Raw genomic sequence first — 19485 nt, forward strand, 5'->3', positions numbered from 1 at the left:
AAACCCGGTCAGCCGCCGCGCGAGGCCCGCTTGCGGTCGTTCTCGGTGAGGTGCTTCTTGCGCAGACGGATCTCCTTCGGCGTGACCTCGACCAGCTCGTCGTCGTCGATGAAGTCCAGTGCCTGCTCCAGCGAGAACTTGATCGCCGGGGACAGCTGGATCGCGTCGTCCTTGCCCGAGGCGCGCATGTTGGTCAGCGGCTTGGGCTTGATCGCGTTGACGGTGAGATCGTTGTCCTTGGCGTGGATGCCGACCAGCTGGCCTTCGTACACGTTGTCGCCTTCGGCGGCGAACAGCTTGCCGCGCTCCTGCAGTGGCCCCAGCGAGTAGGCGGGAGTGGTGCCGGCGGCGTTGGCGATCATCACGCCGTTCTGGCGCTTGGCGATCTGGCCTTCCTCCTTCGGACCGTAATGGTCGAACACGTGGAACAGCAGGCCCGAACCCTGGGTGAGGGTCTTGAACTGGTTCTGGAAGCCGATCAGGCCACGCGCCGGGATCATGTACTCCAGGCGCACGCGACCCTTGCCGTCCGGCTCCATGTTCTTCAGCTGGCCCTTGCGGATGCCCAGGCGCTCCATCACCGGACCCTGGTGGATCTCTTCCACGTCGACCACCAGCTGCTCGAACGGCTCCATCTTCTGGCCGTCGATCTCCTTGATGATCACCTCGGGACGCGACACGGCCAGCTCGTAGCCTTCGCGACGCATGTTCTCGATCAGCACCGACAGATGCAGCTCACCGCGGCCGGAGACCAGGAACTTGTCCGCATCCGAGCCCTGCTCGACGCGCAGCGCCACGTTGTGCACCTGTTCGCGCTCGAGGCGGTCCTTCAGCTGGCGGCTGGTGAGGAACTTGCCGCCGGAGAGGTCCTTGTTGCCGGCGAACGGCGAGTTGTTGACCTGGAAGGTCATCGAGATGGTCGGCTCGTCGACGGTCAGCGCCGGGAGCGCCTCCGGGGTGTCCAGCGCGCAGACGGTGTCGGAGATGGTCAGGTCGGCGATGCCGGAGATGGCGACGATGTCGCCGGCTTCGGCGCTGTCCTGCTCGATCCGTTCCAGGCCGAGGAAGCCCAGCACCTGCAGCACCTTGCCCTGGCGCTTCTTGCCGTGGCGGTCGATGATCGCCACCGGCATGTTCTTCTTCAGGGTGCCGCGCTGGATCCGGCCAATGCCGATCACGCCGACGAAGTTGTTGTAGTCCAGCTGGCTGATGCGCATCTGGAACGGGCCGTCCGGGTCGACTTCCGGCTTCGGTGCGTGCTGCATGATCGCTTCGTACAGCGGGGTCATGTCGCCTTCGCGGGCGTTCTCGTCCAGCGAGGCGTAGCCGTTCAGCGCCGAGGCGTAGACGATCGGGAAGTCCATCTGCTCCGGCGTGGCGCCGAGGCGGTCGAACAGGTCCCACACCTGCTCCACCACCCACTCCGGGCGCGAACCCGGGCGGTCGATCTTGTTGATCACCACGATCGGCTTGAAGCCCATCGCGAACGCCTTCTGGGTCACGAAGCGGGTCTGCGGCATCGGGCCGTCCAGCGCGTCGACCAGGATCAGCACGGTGTCCACCATCGACAGCACGCGCTCCACCTCGCCGCCGAAGTCGGCGTGTCCGGGGGTGTCGACGATGTTGATGCGGTTGCCGTTCCAGGTGATCGCGGTGTTCTTCGCCAGGATGGTGATGCCGCGCTCCTTTTCCTGGTCGTTCGAATCCATCACGCGCTCGGCCAGCACGGTGCGTTCGGCCAGGGTGCCGGACTGCTTCAGCAACTGGTCGACGAGGGTGGTCTTGCCGTGGTCGACGTGGGCGACGATGGCGATGTTGCGCAGGTTTTCGATAGACATGGGTAAAGGCTCGGCGGGCGCCATGGGGGCCGCCTGAAGGGTGGGCTGAAGGAATAACCGCCGGATTATACGGGCTTGTGTGACAGATTGCTGCGCCGCCGCGCCGGGCGGTTCAGGCGGCGCCGGCCACCCGGTGCGCCCAAGGCCGGGGGATCGGGCGATTCAGGCTGGCGCAGCCGGTCGCGCACAGGGTGCGCTCCTACCGGGGCCGGGGCCTTTTCTGTAGGAGCCCACCCTGTGGGCGACTGCGCTTCGTCGGGCGGCGGGAAGCCGGTCGCGCACAGGGTGCGCTCCTACGGGGCCGGGGCTTTTCTGTAGGAGCCCACCCTGTGGGCGAACGCGCTTCGTCAGGTGGCGGGAGGCTGGTCGCGCACAGGGTGCGCTCCTACGGGGCCAGGGCCTTTTCGGTAGGAGCCCACCCTGTGGGCGAACGCGCTTCGTCGGGTGGCGGGAGGCCGGTCGCGCACAGGGTGCGCTCCTACCGGATCAGCGCCATCTGGTCGGCGGCGGTGTACCAGAGCAGCTGGTAGTGACCGTAGGGGTAGTCGAAGCTGGCGTCCTCGCCGGGGATCGACGAGGTATGCACACCATCGACGGTGCACACGCCGCCGTAGCAGTTGATCTCGTCGATCCACGACTTGAACGAGTACATGTGCGTGCCGTAGCGGTGCCCGGCAAAGGACTCCAGCAGCGGGCTGCCGATCGACAGGCCGTAGGTGCCGCAGGTGCTGGTGAGCACGTTGTACGGGTACACCCCGCAGCTCCACAGGCCATGCACCGCGCCGGCGATGCCGATGAAGGTGTCCACTTTGGAAGCCACGCCGAGCTTGTCGATCTCGCGCATGGCCAGGGTCACGCCCATGGAGTGCGCGATCACGTCGATCCTGCCGCTGCACGAACCGGCGATGGCGCTGGAGATCGCGTTCTTCACCGGCGTCTCCTCGCTGCCGTTGTGGTCGTTGCAGGCGGCGCAGTAAGGGTCGCCCCAGGACGGGCGGACGATCTGCGCGTCGCTCCAGCCGTTCTGGCGCAGCAGGTTGTAGGTGTTGACGAAGTCGCTTGGGCTGCCGGTGTTGCCGTGGACCATCACCACGGTGTCGTGGCAGACGGCGTGGGCCGCGGTGGCGGGTATCAGGAGCAGCAGGGCGAGCAGGACGTGCTTGATCGACATCATGTCTTTCCTCCTTCGCTACGGGCCTCGGTGACGAGGCGGATGGCGCCGCGCGGGTGCGCGGTGCCGGATCGGTAGCGACATCGCGGCGTGGTGGGCGCCGGGGGAGGGATGTCGGGCGGGGGGGGGGTTGGCTTTTAGTGCCGCGGCATCAAGGTTCAACAAGCTTGCTGTAGGAGCGGCTTCAGCCGCGATGCTCCAGGCTTCAGTTGTGCATCAGGAGCAAGAGCATCGCGGCTGAAGCCGCTCCTACAGGTTCTATACGAGCAGGTTCTATACGAGCCGCGGGTGGCGCTCACACCAGCCCCGTCATCGCATACACCGCAATCACCACGCCCACCGCCAGCGTCTTCACCACGGTGATCGCGAAGATGTCCTTGTACGACTGCCGGTGGGTGAGGCCGGTCACCGCCAGCAGGGTGATCACTGCGCCGTTGTGCGGCAGCGTGTCCATGCCGCCGGAGGCCATCGCCGCCACGCGGTGCAGCACTTCCATCGGGATGCCGGCGGCCTGGGCGTTGTGGATGAAGGTGTCGGCCATCGCCGCCAGCGCGATGCTCATGCCGCCCGAGGCCGAACCGGTGATGCCGGCCAGCGCGGTCACCGACACCGCCTCGTTGACCAGCGGATGCGGGATCGCGCGCAGCCCGTCGGCGACCAGCTTGAAGCCGGGCAGGGCGGCGATCACCGCGCCGAAGCCGTATTCCGACGCCGTATTCATCGAGGCCAGCAGCGCACCGCCCACGGCCGCCTTGCTGCCCTCGGCGAAGCGGCGGGTCACCGGTTTCCAGGCGGCGGCGAGCACGCACAGGATGCCGACCAGCAGCGCACCTTCCACCGCCCAGATCGCGGCGATCTTCGCCGTCTCCTGCACCACCGGCTTCGGGGTGCCGATCACTGCCGGCAGGAACGAGCTGCTGGCGCCGTACAGGCGCGGGATCAGGTCGGTGAGCAGCTTGTTCACCACGCCGACCAGCACCAGCGGCAGCACCGCCAGCAGCGGGTGGGCGAGCTTGCCGTGCTCGAACGGCGCCGGCTCGTTCACCAGGTCGGTGCCATAGCCTTCGCCGGCCGCGGCGGCCTGGCGGCGGCGCCACTCCAGGTAGCTCAGGCCCACGATGAGGATGAACACCGCGCCGATCGTGCCCAGCCATGGCGCCGCCCAGCCGGTGGTGCCGAAGAACGCGGTGGGGATGATGTTCTGGATCTGCGGCGTGCCCGGCAACGAGTCCATGGTGAAGGTGAACGCGCCCAGCGCGATGGTGCCGGGGATCAGCCGCTTGGGGATGTCGCTGGCGCGGAACAGCTCGGCGGCGAACGGGTACACCGCGAACACCACCACGAACAGCGACACGCCGCCGTAGGTCAGCAGTGCGCACACCAGCACGATGGAGAGGATCGCGCGGCTGCGCCCGACCAGGCCGATGGTCGCCGCCACGATCGCCTTGGAGAAGCCGGACAGCTCGATCAGCTTGCCGAACAGCGCGCCGAGCATGAACACCGGGAAGTACAGTCGCAGGAAACCGACCATCTTCTCCATGAACAGGCCGGTGAACATCGGCGCGACCAGCGAAGGTTCGGTCAGCAGCACCGCGCCCAGCGCGGCGAGCGGCGCGAACAGGATGACGCTGTAGCCGCGGTACGCCGCGAACATCAGGAAGCACAGCGCGGCGAGCACGATCAGGAAGGCCATCCTTGCGGTTCCTCGGCGGTGGCGTGGATCACGATGGGGTCCGCAGTATCCGCACCCCCCGCCGCCATCGGCACTGTACGAAGGTACAAGTGTGACGGCGCCCTCCGCTGCCTAGGCTTGCCAGCCAACAGGCATCCATCGTCGATGGCTGCGTCCACGCGAGTCGCCCCCGAGGCGACCAGCTCACCGAAGGGAAGGGGAAACCATGAAGCGCACGCATCTCAGTCTCGCGATCGGCCTGGTGATCGGCCTGTCCGGCAGCCCCGTGCTGCACGCGCAGGACACCGCAGGTGCGCCGAGCGTCGACAAGGCCAAGCAGCTCGACCAGATCACGGTGACCGCGCGCAAGCGCGAGGAGACGCTGCAGGACGTGCCGATCGCGGTCAGCGCGTTCACCGCGCAGTCGCTGGAAAAGCAGAACGTGCAGAACCTGGCCGACCTGCAGGGCAAGGTACCGTCGCTGCAGATCTATGCCGCGCGCGGTTCCAACACCACGCTGACCGCCTACATCCGCGGCATCGGCCAGGCCGACCCGACCTGGGGCTTCGACCCGGCGGTGGGCATCTACCTCGATGACGTCTACGTGGCCCGCCCGCAGGGCGCGGTGCTGGACGTGTTCGACGTCAGCCGGATCGAGGTGCTGCGCGGTCCGCAGGGCAGCCTGTACGGCAAGAACACCATCGGCGGCGCGATCAAGTACGTTTCCAATCCGCTGCCGACCAAGACCGAGGGCGCGGTGGAAGTGACCGCCGGCACCCACGGCGAGAAGGACATCAAGGCCAGTATCGGCGGCGCCAGTGCGGACAAGGTCTGGCGCGGCCGTGCCGCGGTCGCCAGCGAGCACAACGACGGCTTCGGCAAGAACCTCAACACCGGCAGCCGCAACGGCAACAAGAACACCAACTCGGCCCGGGCGACGATCGGATACTTCCCCAGCGACCATTTCAACGCCCAGCTCGAAGTGGACGGCGTGCGCGACAACTCCAACCCGCGCGGCGCGAAGATGCTGATCGCCAACAAGTTCGATCCGGCCTACGCGCCGCTGTCGAGCAACTTCGACACCCGCGGCGGCATGGCCCAGCTCAACAACACCACGCTGTACGGCACCGGCCTGACCCTGAACTGGGTCGCCAGCAGCGACTGGACGCTGAAGTCGGTGACCGCCGTGCGCGGCTCGCACACCGACACCGCGATCGACTTCGACACGCTGCCGGAGAAGATCGCCGACGTCACCGCGATGTACAAGGACCACCAGTTCAGCGAGGAGCTGCAGGCCAACTACGACGCCGGCGGCAGCCTGCACGGCGTGGCCGGCCTGTACTACTTCAACGGCTCGGCCAGCGGCCAGATCCACAACATCTTCCTCGGCTCGCCGCCCTACAGCACGCTGGGCTACTCGCTCTACGGCAGCACCGGCGGGCGCATCGGCACGCGCAGCCTGGCCGCCTACGGCGACTTCACCTGGGACATCAATCCGAGCTGGAGCCTCGACGTCGGCGTGCGCATGACCCGCGAGACCAAGAGCGCGCTGATCCAGAACTACGGCTACGCCGACGAGACCTTCAGCACGCCGATCTCGGTGGCGGCCAACTTCTCCGGCTCGCACACCACCAACAACGCCTCGCCGAAGGTCTCGCTGGACTGGAGCGTCAACGACAACGTCAAGCTCTACGCCAGCTACAGCACCGGCTTCCACTCCGGCGGCTACAACATCCGCGCCAACTGCACGGCGATCCCGACCTCGTGCCGCCCGATCAAGGACGAGAAGGTGCAGTCGTACGAGCTGGGCAGCAAGATGACCTTCTTCGACGACGCGCTGATGATGAACACCGCGCTGTTCCGCAACGTGTACTCGGACATCCAGCTGTCGGTGTTCACCTCGTACACCCTGCCCAACGGCAGCCAGGGCTTCTTCGGCGACTTCACCAACGCCGGCAAGGGCCACATCGACGGCCTGGAGGAAGAGTTCGCCTGGAAGCCGGCCGACGGCTGGACGCTCAGCGGCAACTTCGCCTACCTGCATACGAAATACACCGAGTTCCTCAGCGGTGGCGTCAACATCGCCGACCAGCAGAAGTTCACCAACGCACCGAAGTGGTCCGGCGGCCTGTCGCTGGAGAACACCCGCCCGGTCGGCAACGGCGGCAGCCTGACCGCCCGCGTGAACTACACCTACCAGACCATGGTGTACCCGGAGACGACGCTGTCGCCGCTGATCGCCCAGGGCGCCTACGGGCTGTGGAATGCGGGCATCATCTGGCAGATCGACCAGCCGTGGAGCCTCAGCCTGCAGGGCACCAACCTGGCCAACAAGTCGTACCGCACCACCGGCTACAACATCGGTTCGCTGGGCATCATCACCGGTTTCTACGGTGCCCCGCGGATGGTCACGCTGAGCGCGCGCTACACGTTCTGAGGCAGTCTCCCCGCCTCAAGGGCCCGCGCGAGCGCTCCCCGGTCGCGCGGGCCGTTGTTTTTCCGGATCGAGAGGATTCGCCATGTCCATGCTCCACCGCCTGCGCCTGACCGCCCTGGGCCTGCTGTTCGGCACCGCCGCGGCCTGTGCCGCGCACGACGACGGCGGCTTGCCGAAGCTGCACCTGGAGGCCGGGCGCACCGCCGTGGTCGGTCTCTCGTCCGGCGCCTACATGGCGACCCAGGCGCAGCTGGCCTATCCGGAACTGTTCCACGATGCGGCGATGGTCGCCGGCGGTCCCTACGGCTGCGCCGGCGGCAACCTGCAGACCGCACTGTCCAGCTGCATGAAGGGCGCGCCGGCGATCGACGTGGCCGCGCTGGTGGCGAGTGCGCGCAAGCGCGCGGCGGCCGGCCAGCTCGGCTCGCTCGATGCGCTGGCCGGGGCGCATGTGTACCTGCTGCACGGTCGCGACGACGCCACGGTGGCGCCGGCGGTGGCCGAGGCTGGCGCGCAGTTCTATCAGCAGCTGAAGGCCGGCTCGCCTGCGCTGGCCGGCATGCAGGTGGTCGACGACGGCGGCCGCGCGTTCGCGCACAACCTGCCGGTGGCCGCCTCCGGGGAGGACTGCGACAAGTCCGTGTCGCCGTATCTCGGCCACTGCGGCTTCGATGCGGCGGGCGAGATTTTCCGTCAGCTGTTCGGCGCGCCGGCCCGTGCGGCGACCGAGGCGCAGGGCACGCTGCGCAGCTTCGACCAGGACGCGCTGCGCCCGGACGGCAAGGATGCGCTGCTGGCGGCGAAGGGGTATCTCTACCTGCCGCCGGCCTGCGCCGCGGGCAAGCCCTGCGGCCTGGTGGTGGCGCTGCACGGCTGCAAGCAGAACGCGGATGCGATCGGCGAGGCGTTCGTGAAGGATGCCGGCTTCAACCGCTGGGCCGACGTCTACGGCGTGGCGGTGCTTTATCCTCAGACCCGCGCAAGCTTCGCGCCCTTGAATCCGCAGGCATGCTGGGACTGGTGGGGATACTCCGGCTCCGACTACGACACCCGCCAGGGCGTGCAGCTGCGCTGGCTGGCCAACGCCGTGCGCGCACTTGGGTTGCCCGCGGGGCACTGATGGCGGCCTGCCGCCGCCCGCATTTTCGTCGGGCTGCAGGAGCGCACCCTGTGCGTGACGCTCTCGCTCCATTTGGAGCCATAGGCTTCAGAGCGAGGAGCTTTCGTCCTCCTGCGGAGGGCGAGTTACTTCTCTTTTGCCTGTCCAAAAGAGAAGTAACCAAGAGAAAACGACACCCCGCTTGGCGCTTGCCGCCCATCCATGGGCGGCAAGTCCGTGAGGCGGGGTCGGGCTTTTCGACCGGACTCCTGTCCGGGCGAAAAGTCATCGGCGTCCGTGCCGATGACCGCTACGCGGCCTGTCGTCCCCACCTCACCGCCGCACAGGGGCCCCGGGTAGGGCAGCGGGCCATCCTGGCCCGCACTCGGTGGAAAGCCGAAAGGCTGAAAAGCCAGAGCAACAGCAAAGCAACCGCAAAGCGATGCTTTGCTGTTGCTCTGGCTCTTTTAAGAAGTGTGCGCTGGGGGCGCGCTGCTCTATCCGGGGCCCCTATGGCGCGGCGGGTGGGTGTAGGAGAGGCCCCGCAGGGGGGGCTCGCATGGATGCGAGCCAGTTCGACGTCAGGGCAGGAGCCCTGTCGGCGAACCCCCGGAACCCACCCGCGCACCCGGAGGGCAGGATGCCCGCAGGGCGCGCCATCGGGGTGCCCCTCTCTTTGGTTACTTTCTCTCGGGCAAGCGAGAGAAAGTGACTCGCCCTCCGCAGGAGGACGAAAGCTTTTTGCTTCGAGGCCTTGGAGGAATCCGGCGTCGTCGCGACTGAAGTGGCTCCCCAAGGCACACAAGTCATGCTGAGCACCCCCCTGATCGCCACCGCAGCGCTCCTGTGGCTGGGCCTGCTGTTCGGCGTGGCCCAGTTCGGCGAGCGTCGACCGCATCTGCTGGAGAAGCGCTGGGCGATCGTCTACGCGCTGTCGCTGGCGATCCACTGCACCTCGTGGACCTTCTACGGCACGGTCACCCAGGCCAGCCGCTCCGGCTGGTGGCTGCCGCCGACCTTCGTCGGCGCGATCCTGATGTACCTGCTCGCCGTCACCGTGCTGCAGCGGCTGGTGCAGCTGGCGCGCGAGTACAACGCCGGCTCGATCGCCGACCTGGTCTCGGTGCGCCTCGGCCGCCACGCCGGGCTGGCGGCGCTGGTCACCGCGGTGATCATCATCGGCATCGTTCCGTACATCGCGCTGCAGCTGAAGGCGGTGGCGATGAGCTACGCCACGCTCAACCGCGGCCAGCTCGGGGAATCCGAGCCGTGGCAGGATTCGGCGCTGTACGTGGCGCTGCTGATGGCGCTGTTCGCGATGCTGTTCGGCACCCGGCGGGCGGCGACCACGGCGCACAACCGCGGCCTGGTGCTGGCGATGGCGTTCGAGTCGCTGTTCAAGCTGGGCGCGATGCTGGCGCTGGGCACGCTGCTGTTCGCGCCGCTGCCGGCCAACCTGCCGCCACCGATGCCGGTGCCGCACGACAGTCGCGGCTTTCCGGCATTGATCCTGCTCGGCGCGCTGGCGATGTTCACCCTGCCGCACCAGTTCCACGCCGGCGTGGTGGAGTGCCGCGACGAGCGCCACGTGCGCACCGCACGCTGGCTGTTTCCGCTGTACATGGTGCTGATCGCCCTGCCGATCCTGCCGCTGGCGAAGCTCGGCGATGCCTGGCTGGGGCCGCAGGGCGTGCCGTCGGATCTCTACGTGCTGGCGCTGCCGATGGCGCGCGAGCAGCACGGCCTGGCGCTGGTCGCCTTCCTCGGCGGCCTGAGCGCGGCCACCAGCATGGTGGTGGTGGCGACGCTGGCGTTGAGCCTGATGGTGGTGAACCACTTCATCGCGCCGTTGCGCGTGCGTGCCGGCTGGGGCCGCGGCGAGCGTGGCGACCTGCGCGGGCAGGTGCTCATCCAGCGCCGGGTGGCGATCCTCGCGGTGGTCCTGCTGGCCTGGGGCTACAGCCGCGTGCTGGCGCGCAACGACGCGCTGGCGGACATCGGCGCGATTTCCTTCTCCGCCCTCGCCGGGCTGGCGCCGGCCCTGCTGGTGGCGGTGTACCGGCCGCAGCTCGGGCCGCGCGCGGTGTTCGCCGGGCTCGCTCTCGGCACCGTGGTGTGGTTCTACACCTTGCTGCCGGTGGTGCTGCCGGAGGCGCCAGGGTGGTTGCTGGCCGGGCCGTTCGGGCTGGACTGGCTGGGGCCGGATCATCTGCTCGGGCTGGGCGACTGGAGCCGGCTCGGTCGCGCGGTGGTGCTGAGCCTGGCGGTGAACGTGGCGGTGATCGGCTGGGTCGCCGGTACCCGCTACGGCAAGGCGACCGGCGCATCCGGGGTCGGCGACGTCGGCGTGGCCGAGCTGCGCGCGCTGGCGGTGCGCTTCCTGCCGCCGGAGCGGGTCGAGCACCTGTTCGCGCAGTCGCCGGCGCAGGGGCCGGCGGGTGCGGCACGCATGGCCGAGGTGGAGCACGAACTGGCCGCGGTGATCGGCGCGGCGTCGGCCCGTCTGCTGCTGGAGGTGGTGCACCGGCAGGGCCGAGGCGACCTGGACACCGTGGCGGCCATCGTCGGCGAGGCGGCACAGGACCTGCGCTTCAACCAGCGCGTGCTGGAGGCGGCGCTGGAAAACATGAGCCAGGGCATCTGCGTGGTCGACGCCGAGCTGCGGCTGGTGGCCTGGAATGCGCGCTACGCCAGCCTCTTCGACTACCCGTCCGAGCTGCTGCAGGTGGGACGGCCGGTGGCCGACCTGACCCGCTACGCGGTGGCGCTGGGCATCGTCGGCGAGGTGTTCGACGCCGACACGCTGGAGGCGCGCGTGCAGCGCCGCCTGCAGCACATGCGCTCCGGCACGCGGCACCTGTCCGAGCGGCGCTTTCCCGACGGCACCGTGGTGGAGATCCGCGGCAACCCGATGCCCGGCGGCGGCTTCGTCGCCACCTTCACCGACGTCACCGCGTTCCGCCAGGCCGAACGGGCACTCAAGCGCATCAACGAGACGCTGGAGCAGCGCGTGGACGAGCGCACCCGCGCGCTGGTGCAGGCCTCGGAAGAGGCGCAGCGCGCCAACGAGGCGAAGAGCCGCTTCCTCGCCGCGGTCAGCCACGACCTGATGCAGCCGCTGCACGCGGCGCAGCTGTTCGCACATACGCTCACCGAGCGCGGTGCCGATGCCGCCACCACGCAGCACCTCCACGGTGCGTTGGCGGCCACCGAAGGCCTGCTCGCCGGCCTGCTCGACATCGCCCGGCTGGAGGGCGGCCGCCTGCACCCGCAGTCGCGCGAGCTGGCACTGGCCGAGGTACTCGACCCGCTGGCCGCGGAGTTCCGGGCGATCGCCCGCGACCGTGGCGTGCGCTTCGACACCGTGGCCACCCGTGCTTGGGTGCGCACCGACCCGCAATTGCTGCGCCGGGTACTGCAGAACTTCCTCTCCAACGCGCTGCGCTATGCCGAGTGCGGCCGCGTGCTGCTCGGCGTGCGCCGTCGTGGCGGCATGGTGCGGGTGGAGGTGTGGGACACCGGCCCGGGCATCGCGCCGGAGGAACAGCAGCTGATCTTCCAGGAGTTCCGACGCGGCAGCGCGGCGGGCGGGCAGGGCCTGGGTCTGGGCCTGTCGATCGCCCAGCGCATGGCGGCGCTGCTGGAGCATCCGCTGGGCCTGCGTTCCACGCCGGGGCGCGGCAGCGTGTTCCATCTGGTGCTGCCGCTGGCGCGGCCGATGCGCCCGGCCGTGCCGCCGGTGTCCTCGCTGCTGCCGGTGGCATCGGGCCGTGCACTGGTGCTGGACAACGAGCCGGCAGCGCTGGCGGCGCTCGAGCATCTACTCGCCGGCTGGGGCTGGCAGGTGCATGCGGCGCGACAGCCCGAGCAGGCGCTGGCCGCGCCGTGGCGGCCGGACATCCAGATCCTCGATTACCACCTGGACGCCGGCCGCACCGGCATCGACGTGTGGGTGCAGCTGCGCGAGCGTCACGCGGACGTCGCGACCGTGATCCTCACCGCCGACCGCGACAGCGAACTGCGCCAGCGGTTGCAGGATCTCGGCGCGGTGGTGTTGCACAAGCCGTTGAAGCCGCTGGCCCTGCGCCAGGTGCTGCAGCGTGTGGCCAGCGCACAGCAGGCCCCGGTGTAGGAGCGCACCCTGTGCGCGAATGGTCTTCTGTGCCGGCGGCGGACAAGCCGTCGCGCACAGGGTGCGCTCCTACAGGGGAGTGTCAGGCGGCGACGTGCCCGATCCAGTCGTCGATCGTTCGCACGGTGGCCTGGCGCGGAAACACTTTTTCCGTGAGCACGCGATGCACCTCGGCATCGCCGTCCATGCAGCCGTCGGCGAGCACGGTGAGGCGGTAATCGAGGTCGGCGGCGAGCCGCACGGTGGACAGCACCACGCCGCTGGTGGAGACACCGGCCAGCACCAGGTGGCGGATGTTGCCACCGCGCAGCACCACGTCCAGGTCGCTGCCGGCGAATGCGCCAATGCGCCGCTTGGTGACGATCACGTCCTGCGGCTGCACTGCCAGGTCCGGATGGATGCCGGCGGCTTCGGTCGATTCCAGCCGGCGGCCGCTGCCGCGGATGCCGGCGAAGATCGCGTTGTCGGCCGACACTTCCGGGTAGCCGTCGCGGAACGCCACGCGGACCCAGATCACCGGCAGTCCGGCGTGGCGGGCGGCGGCCAGCGCGCGGCGGATGCGCGGCAGGTAGTCGGCGTCGGCGTAGTTCGCAAGGATCCCGGGCTGCAGGTCCATCAACAGCAGGGCGGTGTCGGCGCGGGAGGCGTCGGTCATGGGTAGTCTCCTTCGTCGGGGGATGAGGGGTGAATCAGACGACCCGCGCGGGTTCGCCCAGCTCCAGTGCCTTCAGCACGCCGCTGGCCTGCGTGCGGTTGCGCACGCCGAGCTTCTCGAAGATCGCGGTGACGTGCGCCTTCACCGTGCGCTCCTGGATCGCCAGCCGGTCGGCGATCTGCTTGTTGAGCAGGCCGTCGGCCAGCAGCACCAGCACGCGGTACTGCTGTTCGGTGAGGCTGGCGAGCCGGGCGGCCAGATCGCCGTCGGCCGGGTCGGCGGGCAGGGCGGCCACGCTCTCGGCCAGCGCCGGCGGCAGCCAGGTGCCGCAGTCGAGCACGCAGCGGATCGCCTCGCCGATCTCGGCGGGGCTGGCGCTCTTGGGGATGAAGCCGGCGGCGCCGTGGTCGAGCGCGCGGCGGATCACCCGCGGTTCGTCGTGCGCGGATACCACCAGCACGGCCACACCCGGATGCTGGCCGCGCAGCGCGGCCAGCCCGGTCAGCCCCTGGCTGCCGGGCATGTGCAGGTCGAGCAGCACCAGGTCGATGTCGGCATCCGTGCGCAGCACTTCCAGCGCGCCGTGCAGATCGGCTGCCTCCAGCACCGTGCAGCCGGCCACGCTGCCGGCCGCGGCCTGGTGCAGGGCAGCGCGGAACAGCGGGTGGTCGTCGGCGATCAGCAGGCGGGTCATCCATCGAACGGTAGCCGGGCCCGCCGGTGCCGTCGAGGGTGGATCGTCACGTCCAGCTCCCGCGCTATCTGCTTCTGAACACTCGACGCGCTACGCTCGGGGTAGTGTCGAGGCGCCCGGAGGACGACGGACATGGCAGGGATGTGGCGATACCCGATGTCACTGCTGTCGATCGCGGCCTTGCTGCTCGGCATGGCATCGGCCGTGCGCGCCGCGACGGTGGCGGACGCCCCGCCGATGGTGGCGCGGATCGCGCTGGACGGGGCGATCGGTCCGGCCACCGCGGAATACGTCCATGACGCGAGTCGCCAGGCGGTTGCTGCCGGCGCCCGCGCGATCGTGCTGCAGCTGGACACCCCGGGCGGGCTGGCCGGATCGATGCGCGAGATCATCGCCGACATGCTGGCCAGCCCGGTGCCGGTGCTGGTCTACGTGGCGCCGGGCGGGGCACGGGCCGCCTCGGCAGGCACCTACATCCTCTACGCCGCGCAGCTCGCGGCGATGGCGCCGGGCACGCACCTCGGGGCGGCGACGCCGGTGTCCCTGGGCGGCGGCACGCCGCTGCCGCTGCCGAAGGCCACACCCGTCCCCGCGGGCGCGGCCTCATCCGGTTCGCCGTCGTCGCTCGCCGGGCCCGGCGGCGATGCCGAGACGCACAAGGTGCTCAACGACGCCATCGCCTACCTCCGTTCCTTGGCGCAATTGCGCGGCCGAAATGCGGCCTGGGCGGAGCAGGCGGTGCGTGGAGCGGCCACGCTGACCGCGACCGAGGCGAAGCAGCAGCGGGTGATCGACCTCATCGCCACCGACCTGCCCGACCTGCTGGCCCAGGCCGACGGCCGCACCGTGCGGGTCGGCGAGCGCGAGGTGACTCTGCACCTGCGCGGCGCCACGGTGCGCGATTTCGCGCCAGGGGCTCGCGTCCGCTTCCTGTCCGTCATCACCGATCCGACGATCGCCTATCTGCTGTTGCTCGCCGGCATCTTCGGCCTGCTGCTGGAGGCGCTGCATCCGGGCGCGATGCTGCCCGGCATCGTTGGCGGGATCTGCCTGCTGGTGGCGTTCTACGCGCTGCAGCTGCTGCCGGTGAATTACGCCGGGCTGGCGCTGATGGCGCTGGGTATCGGCCTGCTGGTGGCCGAGGCACTGACGCCGACGATCGGCGCGCTCGGTGTCGGCGGGGTCATTTCGTTCGTGCTGGGGTCGGTCATGCTGATGCATTCGGGAACACCGGGGTATGCGGTGAACATCGGGGTGATCGCCGGGATCGCGGTGGCCGCGTCGCTGTTGCTGGCACTGCTGCTGTGGCTGGTGCTTGCCGCGCGTCGCGCGCGGCGGATCAGCGGCGACGATGCCCTGCGCGATGCCGAAGGCGAGCTGCTGGCGGCGCTGGAACCCGGCGCGGAGGGTTGGGCTCGGGTGCTGGGCGAGCGCTGGCGGGTACGCGCCGAGGTTGCGCTGCCCGCGGGAGCGCACGTGCGGGTACTGCGCCGGAACGGCCTGCTGCTGTGGGTCGCGCCGGCCTGATCGATGCGCCGCCGGTCCGCCGGCGGCTTTCCTGTAACGGATGGAGATGGACATGTTCGGATTCATGGGTGTGCTGGTGCTGCTGGTGGCGTTCCTGTTGTTTTCCTCGATCAAGGTGCTGCCGGAATACCAGCGCGGGGTCGTGCTCACGCTGGGCCGCTACACCGGCACCAAGGGGCCGGGCCTGATCCTGCTGGTGCCGGTGGTGCAACGGATGCTGCGGGTGGACCTGCGCATCATGGTGATGGACGTGCCGCCGCAGGACGTGATCTCGCGCGACAACGTCTCGGTGCGGGTCAACGCGGTGGTGTACTTCCGCGTGGTGGAGCCGGACAAGGCGGTGCTGCAGGTGTCGGACTTCTACCAGGCCACCAGCCAGCTGGCGCAGACGCGGCTGCGCTCGGTGCTCGGCCAGCACGAGCTGGACGAGATCCTTTCGCAGCGCGAATCGATCAACCAGACGCTGCAGGGCATCCTCGACGAGGCGACCGATCCGTGGGGCATCAAGGTGGCCAACGTGGAAATCAAGGATGTCGACCTCAACGACACCATGGTCCGCGCGATCGCCCGCCAGGCCGAGGCCGAGCGCGAGCGTCGCGCCAAGGTGATCCACGCCGATGGCGAGATGCAGGCCTCGGAGAAGCTGCGCGATGCGGCGCAGATGCTGTCACAGCAGCCGCAGGCGCTGCAGTTGCGCTATCTGCAGACGCTGGCCGACATGTCCTCCAACGGCAAGTCGTCGACCATCGTGTTCCCGCTGCCGCTGGACCTGATCAAGCCGTTGATGGAGGCTTTGCCGCAGAAGCTGGGCGGTACGCGGCCGGACTGAGCCATTCGTGGCCGCGGCCGGCCCCGGTCGGCCGCGGCATGTTCCGGCGCATGCGGTGCACCGGCATGGACTTTCGTACGATGGCGGCCAAGCAGGCGGTTGCTATGGTGCACGGATGAATCTGCGCACCTTCTGCCTGCCGCTGCTGGCGCTGGCCCTGCCGGCCTGTGCTGCGCTCCCATCCCCACCGGAGGCGGCGATGACCCATCCCGGATTCCTGGTCGGCGACGTCCGCGTCACCGACCATCGCGACCACGACGACCTGCTCAGCGCGGGCCTGGGACTGGCCGGCCTCGCCGGCGCCCCCTCGCCGATCGCCGATCCCGAGCATCCGACATCCGCCGAACTGCGTCGGCGCGCGATCCAGACCAACTGGAAAGGCATCGCCGACCTCGGCCCTCTGGGCGGCTACGGCACAGTCTACGGTGGCGTGCCGAACGTGCCGGGACGCGAGTACCAGGCCTTCGCCCGCGTGCCCGGCGCGAGCCAGCCGCATCGCGTGCTGCTGCAGGTGCCGGATCATTTCGACCCGGTGCATCGTTGCCTGGTGGTGGCGCCGTCGTCCGGCTCGCGCGGTGTCTATGGCGCGATCTCGCTGGCTGGCGCCTGGGGCCTGCCGAAAGGTTGCGCGGTGGCCTACACCGACAAGGGCACCGGTCCGGGGTATTTCAACTACGCCGACGACAGCGGGGTGCAGCTGGACGGCACGCGCGCGAAGCGTGGCGAGGCGGTGCTGGAGTTCGAGCCGCAGCCGGCACCGGCCGATGCCGGCATCGCGGTGAAGCAGATGCACTCCGGCGACAACCCCGAAGCCGACTGGGGCCGCGACGTGATCCAGGCGGCCCAGTTCGGGCTGGCCATGCTCGATCGCGCGTTTCCCGGGCAGGCGCCGTTCACGCCGCAGAACACGAGGATCATCGCCACCGGGCTGTCCAACGGCGGCGGTGCCGTGCTGCAGGCCGCCGGGCTGGACGATGCTCACCTGTTCGCCGGCGTGGTGGCGCTGGAGCCGAACGTCTACGTCGCGGGCCACGGCCGACCGATGTACGACTACGCCACCGAGGCGGCGATCTGGCTGCCCTGTGCGCTGACCTCGCCACGCTTCGCCCGGGTACCCTTCGGCCGTGCGCCGGACGGCTCGGTCCCGCCGGCGTGGATCCAGCGTTGCGCCAGCCTGCACACCGACGGTCGATTGCCGGGTGCGACGGTGGCGGCGCAGGGCGAGGCGGCCTACGAGCGGCTGCGCTCCCATGGCTGGACCGACGAGGCGATGGCGACCGCGGCCAGCACCACAGCGTTCGATCTGTGGCGGGTGATCGCTGCCGGTTATGCGTCGTCCTATGCCCGTACCGGCGCCATCGACATGCCGTGCGGCTTCCATTACGTCACGATCGACAAGGACAACCATCCGGCGCCGGCCGGCGCGGCGACGCGCGCATCCTGGTGGGCGGACGGTTCGGGTATCCCGCCCGGCAACGGCATCGCCCTGCGTGGCGGCATGGACCACTCCGACGATCCGACCCTGGCCGGGCTCGACTGCCTGCGCAACCTGTGGACCGGCGACGGCAGCGAGGCGCGCACGCTGCATGCCAGCATCGCCGCCACCGCGGTGAAGCTGCCGCGGGCGGACCTGCCGCTGTGGGTGCTGCACGGCGCCGGCGACGGCCTGCTGCCGACCGCCTTCAGCTCCGAGCCCTATATCGCCTGGCTGCGCAGCGAGGGGCGCGCGCCGCTGTACTGGCGGGTGCCGTACGCCCAGCATTTCGACGCGTTCCTCGCCGTGCCGGGGTTCGGCGCCGCGCACGTACCCCTGATGCCGTACGGCTACGCGGCGCTGGACCGCATGTGGGCGCATCTGTTCGAGGGGGCATCCTGGCCGAAGGCGCTGCCGACACCGGCGGCCTCCGCCCGCGGCGAGGGCATGCTGCGGCGGGAGATGCTGGACCTGCCCTGAGCGCCGCCGTGCCTGCTCGGCGCGCGCCGGGTGCCTGCGTTATTCTTGGCGGCCGTTTGCCGCCGCGCCCCGGCGCGGCGACGCGTTCCACCCGAACCCAAGGATTGCCTCATGTCCATCCAGCTCACGCTCCAGACCAACCGCGGCCCGATCCGCCTGCGCCTGCACGACGACAAGACGCCGGTTACCGTCGCCAGCTTCGTCAACCTGGTGCGCCGCGGCTACTACGACGGCCTGTCGTTCCACCGCGTGATCGCCGATTTCATGGTCCAGGGCGGCTGCCCGCTGGGCACCGGCACCGGCGGCCCGGGCTACAAGTTCGAGGACGAGTTCAACCCGTCGCTGCGCCACGACAAGCCGGGCATCCTGTCGATGGCCAATGCCGGTCCGCGTACCAACGGCAGCCAGTTCTTCATCACCCACGGCGCCACCCCATGGCTGGACGGCAAGCACAGCGTGTTCGGCGAAGTGCTGGGCGCCGAGGACCAAGCCGTGGTCGACGCGATCCGCCAGGGCGACGTGATCGAGAAGGCCACCGTCGAAGGCGACGTCGATGCGCTGCTGGCGGCCCAGGCCGAGCGCGTGAAGGAGTGGAACGCGATCCTCGACGCCCGCGGCTGAGCCCGGTCTTCAGGCGATATTTGGCGGCCACCTTCGGGTGGCCGCTGTCGTTTCAGGCCTGTCATGCCACGCGGTGGTTGCGACCGATCGATCGGCCTATGCTCGGCGGACGAGGCGCGGTGGCGCGCCGGTCCAGGGAGTTCGAGCCATGTCGTTGCTGGGAGATCTGATGGGCGGAGGCGGGCAGGGCGGCGGATCCCTGCTGGGGGTGGCCGGCGAGTTGATCGAGCGCGCCGGCGGCGTGCAGGGGCTGGTGGCGATGCTGCAACAGCACGGCCTGGGCGATGCGGTGCAGTCCTGGGTGGGTACCGGCGCCAATCAGCCGGTGTCTCCGGGCCAGCTCGGCCAGGCACTGGGTAATGGTGGCCTGGGTGGCGTGATCGAGTCGATGGCGAGCAAGCTCGGCACCGATCCGCAGGCGCTGCTCGGCCAGTTGTCGCAGGTGCTTCCGCATGCGGTCGACCACCTGACGCCGGATGGCCAGGTGCCGTCGGGCACCGGTGGCGTCGATCTGAGCGCACTGGCCGGGCTGGCCGGCAAGCTGTTCGGCTGAACGGCAGGGGCCCGGCGCCGGTGCACCGGGCCCCTCGCTCAGGAGGCTTTGTTCTTGAACACCATGTGGTAGGCCAGCAACAGGACCACCGCACCGATCACCGAGGCGATCCAGCCGGCCGACTGGCCGGGGGCGTACATGTGCAGCACGTGGACCCCGACCCAGGTCGCCAGCAGCGAACCGGCGATGCCGATCAGGCCGGTGACGATGAAGCCGCCCGGGTCGCGCCCGGGGGTGAGCAGCTTGGCGATCACGCCGACCACCAGGCCGACCAGGAATACCCAAAGCCAATGCATCTGCGGA

General features: G+C 69.6%; 14 protein-coding genes. 8 read left to right on the forward strand and 6 right to left on the reverse strand.

Features of this window, described 5'->3' with window-relative positions:
• Positions 1 to 8: 8 nt before the first annotated feature.
• The 3 genes from typA to ATSB10_RS00920 all read right to left on the reverse strand — a co-directional run bounded on the left by typA (position 9) and on the right by ATSB10_RS00920 (position 4702).
• Positions 9 to 1838 (reverse strand): translational GTPase TypA, encoded by a 1830-nt coding sequence (gene typA / locus ATSB10_RS00910; protein WP_063670005.1) that lies wholly within the window; start codon positions 1836 to 1838, stop codon positions 9 to 11.
• A gap of 478 nt (positions 1839 to 2316) precedes the next feature.
• On the reverse strand, positions 2317 to 3012 hold the full coding sequence (locus tag ATSB10_RS00915) for an alpha/beta hydrolase family protein (protein ID WP_063670006.1): 696 nt from the start codon (positions 3010 to 3012) through the stop codon (positions 2317 to 2319).
• 292 nt (positions 3013 to 3304) lie between these two features.
• Entirely contained in the window at positions 3305 to 4702 is a 1398-nt protein-coding gene (locus ATSB10_RS00920; RefSeq protein ID WP_063670007.1) for a GntP family permease, read from the reverse strand.
• Between the two features lie 205 nt (positions 4703 to 4907).
• Between ATSB10_RS00920 and ATSB10_RS00925 the strand changes: the two genes are divergently transcribed.
• From ATSB10_RS00925 to ATSB10_RS00935, 3 genes are all read left to right on the forward strand, one after another.
• Positions 4908 to 7118: a TonB-dependent receptor gene (locus tag ATSB10_RS00925; RefSeq protein ID WP_063670008.1), complete on the forward strand. Its 2211-nt coding sequence runs from the start codon at positions 4908 to 4910 to the stop codon at positions 7116 to 7118.
• An 82-nt stretch (positions 7119 to 7200) separates the two neighbouring features.
• The gene (locus tag ATSB10_RS00930) at positions 7201 to 8238 is read left to right on the forward strand and encodes an extracellular catalytic domain type 2 short-chain-length polyhydroxyalkanoate depolymerase (RefSeq protein ID WP_157468964.1); all 1038 of its coding nucleotides are present in this window, start codon (positions 7201 to 7203) and stop codon (positions 8236 to 8238) included.
• A gap of 787 nt (positions 8239 to 9025) precedes the next feature.
• Positions 9026 to 12349: a hybrid sensor histidine kinase/response regulator gene (locus tag ATSB10_RS00935; RefSeq protein WP_063670009.1), complete on the forward strand. Its 3324-nt coding sequence runs from the start codon at positions 9026 to 9028 to the stop codon at positions 12347 to 12349.
• Positions 12350 to 12431: 82 nt separating this feature from the next.
• Here ATSB10_RS00935 and ATSB10_RS00940 read toward each other — a convergent pair whose 3' ends face one another.
• Both ATSB10_RS00940 and ATSB10_RS00945 read right to left on the reverse strand, forming a co-directional pair.
• Entirely contained in the window at positions 12432 to 13004 is a 573-nt protein-coding gene (locus tag ATSB10_RS00940; RefSeq protein WP_063670010.1) for a cysteine hydrolase family protein, read from the reverse strand.
• Between the two features lie 34 nt (positions 13005 to 13038).
• Positions 13039 to 13698 (reverse strand): response regulator transcription factor, encoded by a 660-nt coding sequence (locus ATSB10_RS00945; RefSeq protein ID WP_063670011.1) that lies wholly within the window; start codon positions 13696 to 13698, stop codon positions 13039 to 13041.
• Positions 13699 to 13854: 156 nt separating this feature from the next.
• On the opposite strand from ATSB10_RS00945, the gene ATSB10_RS00950 reads away from it, so the two are divergent.
• From ATSB10_RS00950 to ATSB10_RS00970, 5 genes are all read left to right on the forward strand, one after another.
• Positions 13855 to 15225, forward strand: coding sequence for an NfeD family protein (locus ATSB10_RS00950; protein WP_236886466.1), 1371 nt, complete (start codon positions 13855 to 13857; stop codon positions 15223 to 15225).
• 52 nt (positions 15226 to 15277) lie between these two features.
• Positions 15278 to 16054, forward strand: a complete 777-nt coding sequence (locus ATSB10_RS00955) for a slipin family protein (protein WP_063674274.1) — start codon at positions 15278 to 15280, stop codon at positions 16052 to 16054.
• Between the two features lie 115 nt (positions 16055 to 16169).
• Positions 16170 to 18008 (forward strand): 3-hydroxybutyrate oligomer hydrolase family protein, encoded by a 1839-nt coding sequence (locus ATSB10_RS00960; RefSeq protein WP_083966026.1) that lies wholly within the window; start codon positions 16170 to 16172, stop codon positions 18006 to 18008.
• A gap of 111 nt (positions 18009 to 18119) precedes the next feature.
• On the forward strand, positions 18120 to 18629 hold the full coding sequence (locus ATSB10_RS00965; protein ID WP_063670013.1) for a peptidylprolyl isomerase: 510 nt from the start codon (positions 18120 to 18122) through the stop codon (positions 18627 to 18629).
• Positions 18630 to 18777: 148 nt separating this feature from the next.
• Positions 18778 to 19182, forward strand: a complete 405-nt coding sequence (locus ATSB10_RS00970) for a YidB family protein (RefSeq protein ID WP_063670014.1) — start codon at positions 18778 to 18780, stop codon at positions 19180 to 19182.
• A 38-nt stretch (positions 19183 to 19220) separates the two neighbouring features.
• Here the strand turns inward: ATSB10_RS00970 and ATSB10_RS00975 are convergent, their stop codons facing one another.
• Positions 19221 to 19478 carry a GlsB/YeaQ/YmgE family stress response membrane protein gene (locus ATSB10_RS00975; protein WP_063670015.1) on the reverse strand — a complete coding sequence of 86 codons (258 nt, stop codon included), beginning with the start codon at positions 19476 to 19478 and terminating at the stop codon, positions 19221 to 19223.
• Between the last annotated feature and the right edge of the window lie 7 nt (positions 19479 to 19485).

Source organism: Dyella thiooxydans (assembly GCF_001641285.1).
Lineage (GTDB): Bacteria > Pseudomonadota > Gammaproteobacteria > Xanthomonadales > Rhodanobacteraceae > Dyella_A > Dyella_A thiooxydans.